General features: G+C 73.2%; 17 protein-coding genes. 10 read left to right on the forward strand and 7 right to left on the reverse strand.

The features are described 5' to 3' along the window. Positions 1 to 55 precede the first annotated feature (55 nt). Positions 56 to 1,186, forward strand: coding sequence for an aminotransferase class I/II-fold pyridoxal phosphate-dependent enzyme (locus tag ACWCYY_RS30060; protein ID WP_449797813.1), 1,131 nt, complete (start codon positions 56 to 58; stop codon positions 1,184 to 1,186). Between the two features lie 36 nt (positions 1,187 to 1,222). Here the strand turns inward: ACWCYY_RS30060 and ACWCYY_RS30065 are convergent, their stop codons facing one another. Beyond that, positions 1,223 to 1,444: a hypothetical protein gene (locus ACWCYY_RS30065; protein WP_380149731.1), complete on the reverse strand. Its 222-nt coding sequence runs from the start codon at positions 1,442 to 1,444 to the stop codon at positions 1,223 to 1,225. Between the two features lie 139 nt (positions 1,445 to 1,583). Here ACWCYY_RS30065 and ACWCYY_RS30070 point away from each other — a divergent pair, with 139 nt between their 5' ends. Continuing rightward, entirely contained in the window at positions 1,584 to 2,108 is a 525-nt protein-coding gene (locus ACWCYY_RS30070) for an NUDIX domain-containing protein (RefSeq protein ID WP_380149730.1), read from the forward strand. A 47-nt stretch (positions 2,109 to 2,155) separates the two neighbouring features. Here ACWCYY_RS30070 and ACWCYY_RS30075 read toward each other — a convergent pair whose 3' ends face one another. Together ACWCYY_RS30075 and ACWCYY_RS30080 are read right to left on the reverse strand one after the other, a co-directional pair. Beyond that, positions 2,156 to 4,231, reverse strand: coding sequence for a galactose-binding domain-containing protein (locus tag ACWCYY_RS30075; protein ID WP_380149729.1), 2,076 nt, complete (start codon positions 4,229 to 4,231; stop codon positions 2,156 to 2,158). A gap of 138 nt (positions 4,232 to 4,369) precedes the next feature. After that, entirely contained in the window at positions 4,370 to 4,594 is a 225-nt protein-coding gene (locus ACWCYY_RS30080; protein WP_380149728.1) for a hypothetical protein, read from the reverse strand. 91 nt (positions 4,595 to 4,685) lie between these two features. Here ACWCYY_RS30080 and ACWCYY_RS30085 point away from each other — a divergent pair, with 91 nt between their 5' ends. Beyond that, positions 4,686 to 5,165: a VOC family protein gene (locus ACWCYY_RS30085; RefSeq protein ID WP_449797814.1), complete on the forward strand. Its 480-nt coding sequence runs from the start codon at positions 4,686 to 4,688 to the stop codon at positions 5,163 to 5,165. Between the two features lie 7 nt (positions 5,166 to 5,172). On the opposite strand, the gene ACWCYY_RS30090 is transcribed toward ACWCYY_RS30085, so the two are convergent. Then, positions 5,173 to 5,664, reverse strand: a complete 492-nt coding sequence (locus ACWCYY_RS30090; RefSeq protein ID WP_449797815.1) for a hypothetical protein — start codon at positions 5,662 to 5,664, stop codon at positions 5,173 to 5,175. Positions 5,665 to 5,797: 133 nt separating this feature from the next. Here ACWCYY_RS30090 and ACWCYY_RS30095 point away from each other — a divergent pair, with 133 nt between their 5' ends. Beyond that, positions 5,798 to 6,247, forward strand: coding sequence for a pyridoxamine 5'-phosphate oxidase family protein (locus ACWCYY_RS30095; protein WP_449797816.1), 450 nt, complete (start codon positions 5,798 to 5,800; stop codon positions 6,245 to 6,247). Positions 6,248 to 6,385: 138 nt separating this feature from the next. On the opposite strand, the gene ACWCYY_RS30100 is transcribed toward ACWCYY_RS30095, so the two are convergent. Continuing rightward, positions 6,386 to 7,042 (reverse strand): TetR/AcrR family transcriptional regulator, encoded by a 657-nt coding sequence (locus tag ACWCYY_RS30100; protein WP_380149724.1) that lies wholly within the window; start codon positions 7,040 to 7,042, stop codon positions 6,386 to 6,388. Positions 7,043 to 7,161: 119 nt separating this feature from the next. On the opposite strand from ACWCYY_RS30100, the gene qcrB reads away from it, so the two are divergent. The 4 genes from qcrB (at position 7,162) to ACWCYY_RS30120 (ending at position 11,032) form a co-directional block, all read left to right on the forward strand. Next, entirely contained in the window at positions 7,162 to 8,736 is a 1,575-nt protein-coding gene (gene qcrB / locus ACWCYY_RS30105) for a cytochrome bc1 complex cytochrome b subunit (protein WP_449797817.1), read from the forward strand. Positions 8,737 to 8,791: 55 nt separating this feature from the next. Then, positions 8,792 to 9,229 carry a PPOX class F420-dependent oxidoreductase gene (locus tag ACWCYY_RS30110; protein ID WP_380149722.1) on the forward strand — a complete coding sequence of 146 codons (438 nt, stop codon included), beginning with the start codon at positions 8,792 to 8,794 and terminating at the stop codon, positions 9,227 to 9,229. A gap of 86 nt (positions 9,230 to 9,315) precedes the next feature. Beyond that, positions 9,316 to 10,302 carry a DNA polymerase III subunit beta family protein gene (locus ACWCYY_RS30115; RefSeq protein ID WP_380149721.1) on the forward strand — a complete coding sequence of 329 codons (987 nt, stop codon included), beginning with the start codon at positions 9,316 to 9,318 and terminating at the stop codon, positions 10,300 to 10,302. 67 nt (positions 10,303 to 10,369) lie between these two features. Continuing rightward, positions 10,370 to 11,032, forward strand: a complete 663-nt coding sequence (locus ACWCYY_RS30120) for a hypothetical protein (protein WP_380149720.1) — start codon at positions 10,370 to 10,372, stop codon at positions 11,030 to 11,032. Here the strand turns inward: ACWCYY_RS30120 and ACWCYY_RS30125 are convergent. Both ACWCYY_RS30125 and ACWCYY_RS30130 read right to left on the reverse strand, forming a co-directional pair. Further along, on the reverse strand, positions 11,001 to 11,705 hold the full coding sequence (locus ACWCYY_RS30125) for a hypothetical protein (RefSeq protein ID WP_449797818.1): 705 nt from the start codon (positions 11,703 to 11,705) through the stop codon (positions 11,001 to 11,003). The genes ACWCYY_RS30120 and ACWCYY_RS30125 overlap by 32 nt on opposite strands. Next, positions 11,690 to 12,322: a hypothetical protein gene (locus ACWCYY_RS30130; protein ID WP_449797819.1), complete on the reverse strand. Its 633-nt coding sequence runs from the start codon at positions 12,320 to 12,322 to the stop codon at positions 11,690 to 11,692. The genes ACWCYY_RS30125 and ACWCYY_RS30130 overlap by 16 nt, the downstream gene beginning before the upstream one ends. Positions 12,323 to 12,544: 222 nt before the next feature. Here ACWCYY_RS30130 and ACWCYY_RS30135 point away from each other — a divergent pair, with 222 nt between their 5' ends. Together ACWCYY_RS30135 and ACWCYY_RS30140 are read left to right on the forward strand one after the other, a co-directional pair. Further along, the gene (locus ACWCYY_RS30135; RefSeq protein ID WP_380149717.1) at positions 12,545 to 13,645 is read left to right on the forward strand and encodes a type III polyketide synthase; all 1,101 of its coding nucleotides are present in this window, start codon (positions 12,545 to 12,547) and stop codon (positions 13,643 to 13,645) included. Continuing rightward, positions 13,642 to 14,862, forward strand: a complete 1,221-nt coding sequence (locus ACWCYY_RS30140) for a cytochrome P450 (protein ID WP_449797820.1) — start codon at positions 13,642 to 13,644, stop codon at positions 14,860 to 14,862. Before ACWCYY_RS30135 ends, ACWCYY_RS30140 begins: the two co-directional genes overlap by 4 nt. The last annotated feature ends 5 nt before the right edge of the window (positions 14,863 to 14,867 follow it).

Here is a 14,867-nt window from a genome sequence, read left to right on the forward strand (position 1 = left end):
CGTTCCGGTGTTGGATGGGGCCGTCCGCCCCGCATCAGCACCTGGGAGCCGCCGCGTGACCGCACTGCCCGACTTCCGGCTGGAGACGTACTTCTCCCGCTGGGAGTTCACCGCCCGGTACCACCTGACCGCCTCCGACGCGCAGAGCATGCGGATGACCGAGCTGCTGGAGCTGGCCGACGGGGCTGACCGCGAGGCCTGGGAGACGCTGACCCTCGGCTACACCGAGACCTACGGCGACCCGGGCCTGCGGCGGGCGGTCGCCGAGACCTGCGTGCTGGCCGAGGCCGAGGACGTGATCTGCTTCGCCGGTGCCGAGGAGGCGCTCTACCTGGCGATGCGGGTGCTGCTCTCCCCCGGCGACCACGCCGTGGTGGTCACCCCCAACTACCAGGCCGCCGAGACCGTCCCGCTGGCGATCTGCGAGGTGACCGGCGTGGCCCTCGACCCGGCGAGGGGCTGGGCCCTGGACCTGGACGAGGTGCGGGCCGCGCTGCGGCCGAACACCCGGGTGGTCTCGGTCAACTTCCCCAACAACCCCACCGGCGCGCTGATCCCCGCCGCCGACCTGGCCGCGCTGGCCGAGCTCTGCGACGAGCACGGCATCCGCCTGTTCAGCGACGAGGTCTACCGCGGCCTGGAGGCCGACCCGGCCACCACCCTCCCGCAGGCCACCGACCTCTCGCCGAACGCCCTCTCCCTGAACGTCACCTCCAAGGCGCTCGGCCTGCCCGGCCTGCGGGTCGGCTGGATCGTCTGCCGGGACCGCGAGCTGCTCTCCCGGCTGGAGCGGGCCAAGCACTACACCTCGATCTGCAACTCGGCCCCGGGCGAGCTGCTGGCCCGGATCGCGGTCAAGGCCTCCGACCGCCTGCTGGCCCGCAATCGGGCGCTGCTGAACGCCAACCGCCCGGTCTTCGACGCCTTCTTCGCCGCCCACCCCGGCCTCTTCGAGTGGCAGGGCCCGGCCGGCGGCTGCGTCGCCTTCCCCCGCTACCTGGGCCCGGACGGGGTCGAACGCTTCTGCACCGAGCTGGTCGAGCAGGCCGGGGTGCTGCTGCTCCCCGCCTCCGTCTTCCGCTCCGAGCTCACGCCCGTCCCCGCCGACCGCTTCCGGATCGGCCTCGGCCGCCGCGACCCGGAGCCCGCCCTGGCCGCCCTCACCGACTGGCTGGCTGCCCGCTGAGCAGCCGCCAGCCGGGTCCGGAGCTCCCGGGGCGGATCAGCGGGCCGGGGCGGTGGCCGTCGGCGGGGCGCTGCCGGGGGCCGGGGTGGCGGGGGCGCCGTCGTGGTGACCGGCCAGCCAGAAGCCGGCCAGCAGGCCGCCGACCGCGAACACCTTGTGCCGGTTCAGCTTCCACCAGGACGGCGAACCCGCTGCCATGAAGCGCAGTTGGGTGAAGTCCGGATGGTCGTGGGGCGGGGCGTCCTTGAACATTCCCATGGTGGGTGAACCTCCTTCCACGTTCAGGGGGTTCATGACCATACGCCCGACTCTGTCTTGATCGCAGGCCATTAATCCTTTTCCCCGGCGGCACTGATGCCTCGTCAGCACCGTGGCCCCCGCCGGTTACGGTGGCCGGGTGCCCACTCCGCTGCCGCCCGGCTGGCTCCCGCCCGAACGGTTCGTGCCCACGCTGCCGCACGGCCTGGCCTGCGCGGGCCTGCTCTTCACCGACCCGGCCGGCCGGATGCTGGCCCTGCGCTCGGTCCGGGGGCCGGACCAGTACGTGCTGCCCGGCGGTTTCCTGGAGGAGGGTGAGGACCTGCTCGCGTGCGCCCTCCGGGAGACCGTCGAGGAGCTCGGCTTCCTGCCCGCCGCCGCCCGCACAGCCGTCGCGCCGCCCCTCCTCGTCCTGGCCTGGTCCGCCCCCGAGCGCCACTGGCCCTGGCGGCTGGCCGCGTTCTTCGACGGCGGGGTGATCACCGAGGCGGAGACCGCCCGGATCGTGCTGGACCCGGTCGAGCACGACGCCTTCGCACTGCGCCCCGCCGAGGAGCTGGTCGCCCTCGCCGACACCCGCCGCGGCCGGGTGCTGCGCGCCGTCGCCGAGGCCCGCCGCACCGGCCGCCCGGCCTACCTCGTCCTCCCCCCGAGCGGAAGCTGAGCGGGCCCCGCCGGCGACTGCCGACGGGGCCCGCTCTCCCGGCAGGATCAACTGCCGTGCACACCCAGGTCGTAGACCGAGTACCCCCACTGCGTGCCGCGCTGCTCGCCGTGCAGCCGCACGTACCGGGCCAGGGTGGCCGGGAAGACGGCGGTGTCCAGTCCGCCGTTGCCCTCGGCGGTCGACCAGACGGTCCGCCAGGAGGCGCCGTCGTCCGAGACCTCGATCCGGTACCCCTTGGCGTAGGCGCGCTCCCAGAGCACGGTGACCCTGCCCACCACGGTCGGCGCCCCGAGGTCGATCCGCAGCCACTGGTCGTCGCTCCAGTCGCTGGCCCAGCGGCTGCCCGAGTCGGCGTCCACCGCCCGCCCGGCGGCGTAGCTGACGAAGGGGTTCCACTCGGTGGAGCTGGCGGCGGCCGGGCGGCCGGCGGCCAGGTTCACCGAGGCGTTGTGCTTCTCGGCGGAGCCCCAGGTGGTCAGGTAGGACTCGGCGCCGCGGAACAGGTCGTCCACCACGCCCTGGCCGCCGACCAGCCGGATGTCCTCGATCCAGTCCGGCACCATCCCGACGTGCGCGGCGCCGTCGGTGTTGAGGTCCCAGGTGCGCTGCCCGGTGGTCTGACGGTCGATCAGCGAGCCGCCGTCGGTGGAGCGGAACGGATAGCGGACCGGGTTCGGGGTGTCCGCCCCGCGCGGGCCGGGCCAGCCGCCGACGCCGTTCATGTCGGTGCCGTAGCCGTAGCCGACGCCGTACTTGTCGCGCAGCGCGTCGGTCCGCTTCGCCTCGGCGGAGAAGCCCTCGGCGCCGTGCATGTACTGGGCGACGAAGCCGCCGAGCTTGTAGACCCGCTCGGTCCAGTCCAGGTCCATCCAGCTGTGCGAGGAGATGATGCCGGGGTAGGAGGCGGACTCCAGGATGTCGAAGGCGGCCCCGGCCGCCTTGACGCCCATGTGGTCGATCTCCAGCATCATGTGGCGCTTCATCAGCCCGCGCACCGCGTACGCGCCCAGGTCGGTGAGGCCCCGGCTGTTGCACTGCGCGTCGGCGGCGTACCCGGGCACCGAGGTGCCGGCCGGGAGCAGGCCCTGGGCCTGGGCGGACGGCGCCAGGCCGATCGGGTTGTCGTGCTGCGGGCCGGCGCACTTCTCGGTCTTCCAGAAGGTGCCGGTGGAGAGGAACTGGCCGACGTTGATCGCGGTGCCGAGCGCCCCCTCGTCGAAGCGCACGCCGCAGAGCGCGTTGTCGAGCTTGTGGCAGAGGAACATGCTGCGCACGCCGATCCGGTGCAGCTCGTCGAGCCCCCGGTCGATGTCGTCCTTGCTGCACTGGGCCACGTCGAGGATCTGCTTGCAGCCGAAGGGCTCGGAGGTCTCCACGCCGAGCACCACCGCGAGCTTGCCCTGCTGGATCACCTGACGGGCCATCGCGGAGTCGGTGACGATCCGGAACCAGCCCTTGCCCGGGCCGCCGTACATGGCGTCCACGTAGTCCTGGAGCTCGTAGGTCTTCTGGGCCTGGAGCCGGATCGAGGTCATCTCGTCGCAGCTGCGGTCCTTGAAGAAGTAGACCGAGCAGATCACGCCGTTGGTGACCAGGTCGTTGACCAGCACCCGCTGGCCGCCGCGCCAGGCCCGCTCGACCCAGGCGTAGTAGTTCTGCTGGTGGGTCAGCGAGTCGTGGGCGGGCCAGTCCTTGAAGGTGGGCCAGCCGACCGGGTCGTGCCGGCCGTCACCGCCGTTGGTGATCATGTCGAAGATGGCCAGCGAGCCGTCCGGGTAGTGCTCCGGACAGTCCTTGAGCGCGTCCGCGACCCCCTGCTGGGAGAAGGCCTGCCCGCAGATCAGCCGGCCGCCGAAGGCCTCCGCCGACATCAGGTGGTCGTGCGCGTCGACGAAGCCGCGCACCTTCCCGTTGGCGTCGGTGCCCTTGAAGGGCTCCCCCGTCACGTTGATCTGCGAGTCCGGCGCCGGCCGCGCCGTCGGGTCCCACCAGTTGCCCCCGGCGGCGGCCCCGGCGGCCGACCCGGGGGCCGGACCCACCAGCAGCACCGCAACGGCGAGCAGCAACGACAGCAGCGCGACGATTCCACGTCTGCGGTCCGGGCGACGAGCAGCCATCATCCGACACCTCCGCGATCCGGCCCTTGGCGGGCCGTCACGGCCCGCGTGCACAGTGCGACGAGGATCGGCGGCACGGCCGGGACGCGTCAAGGCTTCTGACCATCTTCCTGACATCCCGTCAGCAAGAACCGCGCAGACTCAGCGACCGGAGTTGCGCGGATGCTGCTTCGCCGAACGCTCGTTCCCCCGCTTGTAGTTGCCGGTCCACCGCGCCATCACCAACTGCGCGTCCCCCGACCCCACCTCGTCCAGGAACTCCGCCGCCCGCCCCCCGCGGAGCGTCCCGGCCGGCTTGCGGTGGTGCAGGATCAGCACCGTCCCGTCCGGCCGCTGCTGGTACTCGAACCCCGACGGTGCGGGCACGTGCCCTCCTCGTGAACGACGACTTCGACCGGCCCACCCTGGCCCACGTGTCGCGCCCCGGCAAACGATTTCCGTGCTCCACCATGAGGGCATGAGCAGCGACGGTCTCACCATCTGCCTGTGGTTCGACGGGCGGGCCGAGGAGGCGGCGGAGTTCTACGCCTCCGTCTTCCCGGACTTCCGGCCCGGCCGGACGCTCCGCCGGCCCGCCTCGAAGCAGGGGCCCGCCGGGCCGGTGCTGACGGTGGAGTTCGAGCTCAACGGCCAGCGCTTCGTGGCGCTCGACGGCGGGCCGGAGTTCACCTTCAACGAGGCGGTCTCGATCCAGGTCGACTGCGCCGACCAGGCCGAGCTCGACCACTACTGGGAGCGGCTCACCGACGGCGGGCAGCCGGTGGCCTGCGGCTGGCTCAAGGACCGCTTCGGGGTCTCCTGGCAGATCACCCCGGCCGCGCTGACCGGGTGGATCGCCGACCCCGACCCGGAGAAGGCCTCCCGCACCTTCGGCGCGATGCTGGAGATGGTCAAGCTCGACGTCGACGCGCTCCGGCGCGCGTACGAGGGCGGCTGACCGGGCGTCAGGGCCAGTACGGCTCGGCCCGCTCCGCAGCCCGCCGGACCGCCGCCCCGTCCAGCGTCAGCGCGGTGCGCTCCAGGCCCAGGCTCGGCCACTCCACCGTGAACTCGAACGGCCCCGGCGGCGGCAGCGGCGAGAGCCAGACCAGCCGCTCCGCGTCGTAGGTCTCCCCGTCGGTCCCGGCCGAGCCACCCGTCTCGAAGGTCCGCCCCCGGTACCCGCCCGGGACGTCGACCCCGAGCCGCAGGTCCGACCGGACCGGCAGCCCGTCCGGCCCCGGCGGCCCGAACTCGCCGAGGATCCCGGCCCAGACCTCCTGCGGCAGCGATCCGCGCCGCGCCACCGCCTTCACCAGGAAGCCGCACCCGCGCGCGGACGCCTCCAACGACCGCACCGCGACCAGCGCGTGCTCGCTGCGGACCACCAAGCGGCCGATCGCCACCGGCTCGCCCAGGACATGCGGGTGCGGCTCGGACCAGATCCCTGTCTCCACCCGCTCACCCTAACCACCGGCCACCCACCCGAAACCCGTACTCCGCCCCCGTGAACCGGAGTTGGCGCGTCCACCAACCCGCCGCCGGAGCGCCCGCCCACCACTCCCCTCCCACCCGGGCGATCATGTCCCCATGACCAGCTCCCCAGCCCCGGCCTTCCACCACGCCCTCGCCGCCCACACCACCGTCACCCTCGCCTACACCGACGCCGACGGCCCCCAGGCCTGTGCCGTCCTCTACGCCCCGACCGACCGCGCCACCCTGCTCTTCGTCTCCTCCCCCACCACCCGCCACGGCCGCGCCCTCGACGGCGCCCGCACCGCCTTCACAGTCCAGGCCGACCACCAGGACTGGCGCACCATCACCGGCCTCCAGGGCCACGGCACCTGCCACCTCCTCACCGACCCCGAAGCCCGCGCCGCCGCCTGGACCACCTACACCACCCGCTTCACCTTCCTCGCCGACGACCCCGCCCTCACCGCCGCCCTCGCCCGCACCGCCCTCTGGGAGCTCACCCCCACCGACCTCCGCCTGATCGACAACTCCCAGGGCTTCGGCCACCACCGGCAGTGGCCCGCCTGATCCGATCCGCAGCTTTCCCCGCCGTCGCGGTGGCCGCGGGGCACGGATCGGTCGCCATCGGCGGGGACGTCCACGCTCCGGTGAGCACCGACGTGGTGGTCCTGCCGCCCGAGGCGGTGCGCGGGCCCACCACCGGGCCTACGCCTGCTCCGCCTCCCAGAGGCCGGTGAAGAGCTCGTCCAACTGCTCGGTGCCGACCGGGGGTTCGGCGATCGGGTGCTCCGCCCGCGCCCGGAAGGCGTCCAACTGGAGGGCCAGGTAGCGGCGCCACAGGCCCGGGCGGACGGCTTCGGCGGCCGGGACGGAGCGGCAGAGCGGGCCGAGCATGAAGAGCAGGTCCATCACCACCACGTCCGGCCGCATGGCACCCTGCCGCTGCGCCCGCTCCACCAGGGCGCCGACCGTCTCGGCGTTGCGCCGGCTGATCTCCATCATGGCCGGCACCGCCGGGATGGCCGCGGTCACCAGGTCGTTCAACCCCCGGTTGGCGGCGACCAGTTCGAAGACCCGCCCGAAGTAGAGCTCGATCCCGGTCCAGGCGTCCGGCTCCGTCAGGGCCGCCTCCCCCGCCTCCAGCATGGCGTCGCCGGCTGTGGCGAAGACCTCGCCGATCAGCTCCTCCCGGTTCGGGAAGTGCCGGTAGAGGGTGGCGTTGCCGACGCCCGCCCGGCGGGCGATCAGGTCGAACGCGACGTCCAACCCCTGCTCGGCGAAGAGCTCCGTGGCGGCCGCCACCAGTGCCTCGCGGTTGCGCCGCGCGTCGCGCCGCCGGGGTGCGGCCTGCTCGTCCGTCATGCGCCCACCCTAAGGCCCCCACCACCAAACGGGGAGCACTCCCCACTACTGCTACGCTGCCGACAGCAGAAACGAGGAGCAGTCCCCGTTTCAATGGCCGCACGCATCAGGGGAGTGCCATGACCACCCGTGAGAAAGCCGACTGGCTCGACGGCCGGCTCGGCATCTACTCGCTCGCCCGGACCAACCTGCGCAAGGTCTTTCCGGACCACTGGTCCTTCATGCTGGGCGAGATCTGCCTCTACAGCTTCCTGATCATCATCCTGACCGGCGTCTACCTGACGATGTTCTTCAAGCCGAGCATGGCCGAGACCGTCTACCACGGCGCCTACGCCCCGCTGAGCGGCATCCGGATGTCCGAGGCCTACGCCTCCACCCTCGGCATCTCCTTCGAGGTGCGCGGCGGCCTGCTGATCCGTCAGATCCACCACTGGGCCGCGCTGGTGTTCGTCGCCGCGATGTTCGTCCACATGATGCGGGTCTTCTTCACCGGCGCGTTCCGCAAGCCGCGCGAGGTCAACTGGGTCTTCGGCTTCCTGCTGCTGTTCCTCGGGCTGCTCGACGGCTTCTTCGGCTACTCGCTCCCGGACGACCTGCTCTCGGGCACCGGCCTGCGCTTCGTGGAGGGCGCCACCCTCGCCGTGCCGCTGATCGGCACCTACGCCCAGATGTTCCTGTTCGGCGGCGAGTTCCCCGGCACCGACATCGTGCCGCGCTTCTTCACCATCCACGTCCTGCTGGTCCCGGGCATCATGCTGGGCCTGCTGGTCGCCCACCTGATCCTGGTCTGGTACCACAAGCACACCCAGTGGGCGGGCCCGGGCAGGACCGAGCAGAACGTGGTCGGCATGCCGTTGATGCCCGTCTACATGGCCAAGGCCGGCGGCTTCTTCTTCATGGTCTTCGGCATCATCGCCGCCATCTCGGCCATCGCCACCATCAACCCGATCTGGGCGTACGGCCCGTACCGCCCCGACCAGGTCTCCACCGACGCGCAGCCGGACTGGTACATGGGCTTCGCCGAGGGCCTGATCCGGATCATGCCCGGCTGGGAGATCGGCCTCTGGGGCCACACCCTCAACCTCGGCATCCTGATCCCCTTCCTGGCCTTCCCCGCCGTGCTCGGCGCCATCGCGGTCTACCCGTTCATCGAGAACTGGATCACCAAGGACACCCGCGAGCACCACCTCCTGGACCGCCCGCGCAACGCCCCCGTGCGCACCGCGCTCGGCGCCGCCTGGATCGGCCTCTACCTGGTGCTGCTCGCCGCGGGCGGCAACGACCTCTTCGCCACCCACTTCCACCTCTCGCTCAACACCATCACCACCGCGGCGCGGATCGGCGCCTTCGTGGTCCCCGTCCTGGTGTTCACCGTCACCAAGCGCTGGTGCCTGGGCCTCCAACGGCGAGACCGCGACAAGGTGTTGCACGGCAGGGAGACGGGCATCATCAAGCGACTGCCGCACGGCGAGTTCGTCGAGGTCCACCAGCCGCTCCCGCAGGCCGAGTCGTACCGCCTGACCGCCCACCAGCAGCACGCCCCCGCCGAACTCCCGCCCCGGGCAGGGCTGGTGACCAGGCTCCGGGTGCGCCTCTCGCAGGCCTACCACGGCCCGGCCGGCCAGATCCCCAAGCCGACCGCCGCCGACCTCGGCACCGCCGACCCGCACCGCGAACTCACCGACGCGCACTGACCCGGACCGACCCGCACCGACACCCCCGCGCACCGACGGAGTGAGGGAGACCGCCGTGAACGGCCTCGACAGCGACCAACTGGCCGACACCCGCTACCTGTTGCTCACCACCTTCGAGACCGACGGCAGCGCCGCCGCCACCCCCATCTGGGTGGTCGCCGACGGCTCCGCCCTCGGGGTCTGGGCCAGGACCGACTCGGCCGAGGTCCGGCGCATCCGCCGCCACCCCGGGGTGCTGGTCCAGCCCTGCGACGCGCACGGCCGCCCGCTCGGCACCAGCCACACCGCCCGGGCCGCCGTCTGCGGCCCGGAGGCCACCGCCTGCTACCGCACCTCACTGCTCAACAAGTACGGGTTCCCCGGCCTGCTCGCCCTGGCCCGCAGCCGCTTCCGCCTCGGCCTGTCCGGCACCGTCGGCATCCGGCTCACCCTCACCACCCCGCTCCCGTTCGGCGAGGCCTTCCGCCCCTCCCTCCGGTACAGCCTCAACTGACGCCCGGCGGCCGCGGCCCGGTTAGCCTGGCCGGGGTTGACCCTCGACCAGGTCGAGGGCTCAGGGTCAGGGACGTGGAGAGCGCAATGCTGAGCATCGGTGAGCTGGCCCGGGCGAGCGGCCTGGGGGTGAGCGCGCTGCGGTTCTACGACGGCGCCGGGGTGTTCACCCCGGTCCGGGTGGACCCGCGGACGGGCTACCGCTGGTACGCGCCCGAGCAGGTGGCCGCGGCCCGGCTGCTGGCCCGGCTGCGCCGGGTCGGCATGCCGCTGGCCGGGATCGGCCAGGTCCTCGGCGAGGACGCGACGGCCGCCCGGGCGGCCGTCGACCGGCACCTGCGGCAGCTGGAGGACGGCCTGGCCGACGCCCGGCGCGAGCTCTCCGCGGTCCGAGACCTGATCGACCTGAGGGAGCACCCGATGACCGCCACGACCACCCGCCTCACCGCCCCCGCACCGGCGCTCGCCGCCGCCCTGGACGCCGTCCGCTTCGCGGCCGGCAGCGATCCCGAGCACCCGGTGGTCCGCGGCATCCTGTTCGACCCGGAGCCGGAGGGCGGCCTGCTCCGCCTGGTCGCCACCGACCGCTACCGGCTGGCCGTCGCCTCCGCCCCGGCCACCGTCGACGGCCCCGCCGCCCAGGTGCTCGTCCCGACCGCGCTCGCGGACGCCGCCCGGCCGCTGCTGGCCGGTGCCGAGAGCGTCGAACTCACCGTGGAGGGGAACCTGTTGTCCTTCCGGATCGGCGACAACACCCTCACCGGCGAGCGGCTCGACCTCGACTTCCCCGACTACCGCCGCCTGACCCGGATCGAGGCCACCCACCGCCTCGAGTTCGCCGCCGCCGAACTCCGCGCCCAGCTGGAGAACGGCCCGGCGGCCGAGGACGGCACCGCCCTCCTCGCCGCCGACGGCCTCCAGGTCCGGGTCAACCGCGACTACCTGCTCCAGGCCGTCACCGCCGGCGCCGCCGAACAGCTCGTCCTGGAGCTCGACACCCCGATCACCCCGCTCGCCATCCGCTTCCCGTCCCGCGCCGACACCTTCTCCCTCCTGATGCCCATCGCCGGCTGAGTCGCCGAGTCGCCGTCCCCCGCCCCTGGCCGATCCGCTGTCAGGGGCGGGCGGTTGAATGTCCGTCATGAGCGCTCCCGACGTCGCCCGCCTGCTGCCCGAGCCCGACCGCCTGCGGGAGCACTGCCTCGCGCTGGCCGTGCTGGAGGCGATCCTCTGCCCCGAGGAGGACTTCCGGTACCACGCCTTCGACGCTGCCTGGGGGCCCGGCGAGCAGCTCGCCTCGATGCGCAACGGCAGCGGCGACGAGCACTCCGTGGTCTTCACGCCCGCCGGGGTCTACCTGCGCGGCTTCGACCACGAGTCGTACCTCAGCCCGTACGCGGAGGGCCGGGTCTGGCCCGGGGTGGTGGACTCGGTGCCCGCCGAGCTGCGGCACTGCGTCACCGAGCCGGCCTTCTGCGACGACGGCGTGCCGACCCTGACCGCCGCGATCTGGCGCCTGACCGGCGACACCGCCTACCGCACCGGCGAGATCGACTTCCCGCCCGGCCTCCCCGACGCGGACGGCGCCGACTGGCTGTTCCGCTCCCTCACCGACACCGCGCCCGAGGCGTACGCCGAGTTCGCCTCGGACTACTACGGCACCGAGGTCGACCTCGACGCCGTCCGCCACGTCTTCGCCCTGCGGCCGCTCACCGAGGAGGTCGTCCGCACCCTCAACCCCGAGCTCACCCTCGACGAACTCGCCGAGGACATCAAGGAGACCGGGTACCCCACCGGTGACTGACGGGCGGTGAGAGCACCAGCACGCCCAGCCGCTCCTCCGCCGAGCCCGGCCAACCGGGCGCGGTCGCCCCGTCCTCGGTGAGGTGCTCCCCGCGCCAGAGGGAGCCCCAGATCCCGGGCTCGGGGGTGGAGAGCCGGTGCGGGCCGCAGCCGCACGGGGAGCGCAGCAGACCGCACCCCCGGCACAGGTCGAGGAAGCCGTGCCCGGTGGAGCGCGCGAGCGGCCCGCGCTCGTCGCCGCACCGCTCGCACCCGGGCAGCCCGGAGCCGCCCAGCGCCGACAGGCGCCGCCGGACGTGGTCGGGCAGCGCGGCGGAGGGGTGGCAGAACGGATCGTCCGGCACCACCCAGCCGGAGTCCCACACCCACGGCTGCGGCCGCTCCGCCGTGCGCGGGCCCGCCCGCTTGCGCGCCTTGCGCCGTGCCGCGTACTCCCCCGCCGCCGCCCGCCAGAGCTCCCGCGCCTCGTGCAGCTCCCCGACCGCCCGCACCAGCCACCCCGGATCGGCCGCCAGGTCGCGCGGACGCCGCTGACGGAGGGTCAGGTGGTGGTAGGTCCCCTTGAACCCGTGCACCGGGAACTGCGCCACGCAGTACCGCAGCGCCAGGTGCCGCCGCTCCAGCAGCAGCGCCTCGTCCAGCACCCGCGCCCGCTGCGTCAGGAAGCTGCCCACGGCTCCGCCTCCTCCGGTATCCGCAGCGAGCGGCCGAAGGCGCGCACCAGCTCCTCGGCCCGCTCCGGCACCGTCCGCCGTGCCCAGTCCCCCAGCAGCACCAGGAAGGCCGCGAGGTCCCGCTCCACCCCGGCCAGCAGCGACGGAAGCCCCGCCAGCGGCACCTCGGTCACGGCCCGGCCCACCGCGCGCTCCAGCGGCACGAACCGGACCGACGGCCCGTCGAGGCGGAGCACGGCGTCGGTGCCGTGCACGGTCCACGGGATCTCGACGCTCCGTCCGACGTCGTACCAGCTCCGCCAGTCGTTCAGGTCGGAGCAGCAGCTGGGTCCCATCACCAGCCCGGTCCGGGAGTCCTCCGTCAGCAGTCCGCCGGAGGCCCGGAACGGCTCCTCGCCCAGCAGGGCGTCGAGCGGTCCGGCGTCCTCCTCCACCCGCAGGTGGTTGTACCCGGCGAGCAGGGCGACCACCGCCCCGACCTGAGCCGGTGTCAGCGTGCCGTCCAGGACCACCAGGTCCTCGTCGAGCGGCGACAGCGGGCCGGCCTCGACCGGCCAGGCGGTGAAGTCCTCCAAGAGGTGCGGACGGTGCTCGATCACGGGGCGAATGCGCAGCATCCGCCGAGTATCACGGACCTCGCCCGCCCCGGCACCCCGGTTTCCCGCCCGGCCGCGGGTCGGCCGGCCGATGGTTCCTTCGTGTGCAATTGAAAGCGACACGCGCGGCGGGCCTCGACGGGGCGGGAAGGGCTCCGGACGGAGCCCGCCCGGTTCCCGGCCCCGGCGGCGGTGTCCCCCGACGTGCGCGGGCCGCCGTCCAGTGAGGGGAACGTCCCGCCCGTGGCCACCCTGTGCCGTCCCGCCGTCGCCGTGCCCGAGTACGTGATCACCCAGGAGGAGACCCTCGACCTCGCCCGGAAGCTGCATCCCGAGCACCCCCAACTCCCCCTGGCCCTGCGCCTGATCGAGAACACGGGGGTGCGCACCCGCCGCCTGGTGCAGCCGATCGAGGAGACCCTGAAGCACCCGGGCTTCGAGGAGCGCAACCGCCGCTACGAGGCCGAGGCCAAGCGCCGCGTCCCGCCGGTGGTCCGGGAGGCGCTGGAGCACGCCCGGCTGACGCCCCGTGAGGTCGACCTGATCGTCTACGTCTCCTGCACCGGCTTCATGATGCCCTCGCTCACCGCCTGGCTGATCAACTCCATGGGCTTCCGCCCCGACACCCGCCAGCTCCCGATCGCCCAGCTCGGCTGCGCGGCGGGCGGGGCGGCGATCAACCGCGCGCACGACTTCTGCACCGCCTACCCGAACGCCAACGCCCTGATCGTGGCCTGCGAGTTCTGCTCGCTCTGCTACCAGCCCACCGACCTGGGCGTGGGGAACCTGCTCTCCAACGGCCTGTTCGGCGACGCCGTCGCCGCCACCGCCGTGCGCGGCAGCGGCAGCGGCGCCACCGGCATCCGGCTGGAGCGCAACGCCTCGCACCTGGTGCCCGGCACCGAGGACTGGATCGCCTACAGCGTCCGGGAGACCGGCTTCCACTTCCTGCTGGACAAGCGGGTCCCCGGGACCATGGAGCCGCTCGCCCCGGTGCTCGCCGCACTGGCCGAGCGGCACGGTTGGGACGTCGCGGACCTGGACTTCTACCTGGTGCACGCCGGCGGCCCGCGCATCCTGGACGATCTGTGCACCCATCTCGGCGTGGCACCCGAGGTGTTCCGGTTCAGCCGGGCCACCCTGACCGAGTACGGGAACATCGCCAGCGCCGTGGTGCTCGACGCGCTGGCCCGGCTGTTCGACGAAGGGAGCGCGACCGACCGGGCCAGGGGGCTGATCGCCGGGTTCGGCCCGGGCATCACCGCCGAGGTCGCGCTCGGCCGCTGGACCGTCCCGGTCGCGCCGCACTCCTTCGCCAACACGCTGATCAGGAGCGTCAATTGACCACTACCGCGGAGACCGCCGAGGTCCACTTCTGGAACCCGCCCGACCTGGCGGGCCTGGCCTTCGACCCGATGCTGCACCGGCTGCTGCACGAGGACCCGGTGGCGAGGGTCCGGCTGCCCAACGGCACCGGCCACGCCTGGCTGGTCACCCGGTACGAGGAGGTCAAGTTCGTCTCCGCCGATCCGCGGTTCAGCCGCCAGGCGGTCTGGGGGCGGGACGTCACCCGGGTGGCACCGCACTTCATCCCGATGGAGGGGGCGCTCGGCTTCGCCGACCCGCCGGACCACACCCGGATGCGCCGAGTGGTGGCCAAGGCCTTCACCGCCCGTGCGATGCGCCGGCTGCGCGAGCGCGCGCAGGAGGTGATGGACGGCCTGCTCGACGCGATGGCCACCGAACGGGCCCGGCACGGCGGCCCGGTGGACCTGATGGCCCACCTCAACCGCCCCTTCCCGCTGGCCATGATGGGCGAGCTGATGGGCGTGCCGCCCGCCGACAACCAGCTGATCGCCGACTGGACCGACACCGTGATCTCCGCCGGTTCCGGCCGGGAGGCCAGCGAGCGGGCCAAGGAGGAGTTCGCCGAGTACTTCACCGAACTCCTGGGCTGCCGCCGCCTGGAGCCGAGGGACGACCTGGCCGGGGTGCTGGCCGAGGCGGTCGAGGAGTCCGTCCTGACCCTGCGCGAGGCGGTCGGCCTGGCGGTGCTGATCCAGCTCGGCGGCGGCCACGCGGTCCGCAACAACAGCGCCAACATGGTCTTCGCCCTGCTCACCCACCCCGAGCAGCTGGCCCGGCTGCGGGCCGAACCCGACCTGCTGCCACGGGCGGTGGAGGAACTGCTGCGCTACATCCCGCACCGCAACGCGGTCGGCCTGTCCCGGATCGCGCTGGAGGACGTCGAGGTCGGCGGCGTCCCGATCCCGGCCGGGGATCCGGTGTACGTCTCCTACCTGACCGCCAACCGCGACCCCTCGGTCTTCGCCGACCCGGACGTCCTCGACCTCGGCCGCCCCGAGAACCCGCACGTCTCCTTCGGCCACGGCGCGCACTACTGCCCCGGCGCCTCGATGGCCCGGCTGGAGTCCGAGCTGATCCTCACCTCCCTCTGGGACCGCTTCCCGACGCTGCGGCTGGCCGTTCCGGTCGATCAACTGGATTGGCAGCGCGGCGCGTTGATCCGCGGCCCGGAGACCCTCCCGGTGGAGTGGTGAGCCGG

It is taken from the genome of Kitasatospora sp. NPDC001664 (assembly GCF_053596675.1).

Bases quoted from the DNA above. Each gene is read 5' to 3' on its own strand.
- ACWCYY_RS30065 (WP_380149731.1), bottom strand. From the start codon at position 1,444: ATGGGAATGTTCAAGGACGCCCCGCCCCACGACCATCCGGACTTCACC.
- ACWCYY_RS30075 (WP_380149729.1), bottom strand. From the start codon at position 4,231: ATGATGGCTGCTCGTCGCCCGGACCGCAGACGTGGAATCGTCGCGCTG.
- ACWCYY_RS30085 (WP_449797814.1), top strand. From the start codon at position 4,686: ATGAGCAGCGACGGTCTCACCATCTGCCTGTGGTTCGACGGGCGGGCC.
- ACWCYY_RS30095 (WP_449797816.1), top strand. From the start codon at position 5,798: ATGACCAGCTCCCCAGCCCCGGCCTTCCACCACGCCCTCGCCGCCCAC.
- ACWCYY_RS30100 (WP_380149724.1), bottom strand. From the start codon at position 7,042: ATGACGGACGAGCAGGCCGCACCCCGGCGGCGCGACGCGCGGCGCAAC.
- qcrB (WP_449797817.1), top strand. From the start codon at position 7,162: ATGACCACCCGTGAGAAAGCCGACTGGCTCGACGGCCGGCTCGGCATC.
- ACWCYY_RS30115 (WP_380149721.1), top strand. From the start codon at position 9,316: ATGCTGAGCATCGGTGAGCTGGCCCGGGCGAGCGGCCTGGGGGTGAGC.
- ACWCYY_RS30120 (WP_380149720.1), top strand. From the start codon at position 10,370: ATGAGCGCTCCCGACGTCGCCCGCCTGCTGCCCGAGCCCGACCGCCTG.
- ACWCYY_RS30130 (WP_449797819.1), bottom strand. From the start codon at position 12,322: ATGCTGCGCATTCGCCCCGTGATCGAGCACCGTCCGCACCTCTTGGAG.